Raw genomic sequence first — 535 nt, forward strand, 5'->3', positions numbered from 1 at the left:
CGCAGGCGACGTTCGCGCGGGCGGCGTCGGGGCAGACGGCGCTGCGGGCGGCGTACCGGGGGTTGCCGGGCGGGACGACCCCGGCGCTGTCGCGGACGGAGGCGGCGCGGTTCGCGTCGCAGGTGGAGAACGCGCTGTACGCGTCGAAGGTGATCGCGTACGACCAGGGCTGGACGATGATCCAGGACGCGGCGAAGGAGTACGGCTGGGACATCGACCTGGCGGCGGTGGCGCGGATCTGGCGGGGCGGGTGCATCATCCGGGCGTCGTTCCTGGACCGGATCCGGGCCGCGTACGCGCAGGACGCGGCGCTGGTGTCGCTGCTGACGGAGAAGGAGTTCGCGCAGGAGATCACGGACGCGCAGGTGCCGTGGCGGGAGATCGTCGCGACGGCGGCGCGGCGGGGGATCCCGGTGCCCGCGTTCTCGGCGTCGCTGGCGTACTACGACACGCTGCGGGCCGAGCGTCTGCCGGCCGCGTTGTTGCAGGGGCAGCGGGACTACTTCGGGGCGCACACGTACGGGCGGGTCGACAA

General features: G+C 73.6%; 1 pseudogene. It reads left to right on the top strand.

Annotated features, from left to right (window positions below):
* A pseudogene (locus ACLZOT_RS49800) lies at positions 1 to 535 on the top strand (NADP-dependent phosphogluconate dehydrogenase); the annotation flags it as partial.

It is taken from the genome of Streptomyces sp. 4F14 (assembly GCF_048159485.1).
Lineage (GTDB): Bacteria > Actinomycetota > Actinomycetes > Streptomycetales > Streptomycetaceae > Streptomyces.